The 647-nt window shown below is 56.1% G+C and carries 1 rRNA gene; it reads left to right on the plus strand.

Annotated elements, in window-relative coordinates:
* Nucleotides 1-647 (plus strand): 23S ribosomal RNA (locus C486_RS21975); the annotation flags it as partial.

Here is a 647-nt window from a genome sequence, read left to right on the forward strand (position 1 = left end):
ACGAGTCAGTTCCAGAGTATCGGGGGTTGGATATCCCTCGTGAAGATCGCGGGCATCGACCGCGAAGACTAAACACTCCTCAAGACCGATAGCGAACAAGTAGCGTGAGCGAACGCTGAAAAGCACCCCACGAAGGGAGGTGCAATAGGGCGTGAAATCAGTTGGCGATGGAGCGACAGGGCACACAAGGTCCCGGACAAAACGAATCAGGTGCGAACCTGTAGTAGGAAGTTTGGGAAGCCGGTGTTCTGTCGTACGTTTTGAAAAACGAACCAGGGAGTGTGCCTGTTTGACGAGTCTAACTCGATCATCGAGGAAGGCGAAGGGAAACCGACATGGCCGCAGTGCTTTGCACGAGGGCCGCCGTGTTCAAGCGCGGGGAGTCAAACGGGCACGACCCGAAACCGGACGATCTACGCAAGGGCAAGATGAAGCGTGCCGAAAGGCACGTGGAAGTCTGTTAGAGTTGGTGTCCTACAATACCCTCTCGTGACCTTTGTGTAGGGGTGAAAGGCCCATCGAGTCCGGAAACAGCTGGTTCCAACCGAAACATGTCGAAGCATGACCTCTGCCGAGATAGTTCATGGGGTAGAGCGACGGATTGGGGGACCGCACTCCGAGAGGAGTGTGCCCCCCTGTCCAACTCC

This window comes from Natrinema gari JCM 14663 (assembly GCF_000337175.1).
Classification (GTDB): domain Archaea; phylum Halobacteriota; class Halobacteria; order Halobacteriales; family Natrialbaceae; genus Natrinema; species Natrinema gari.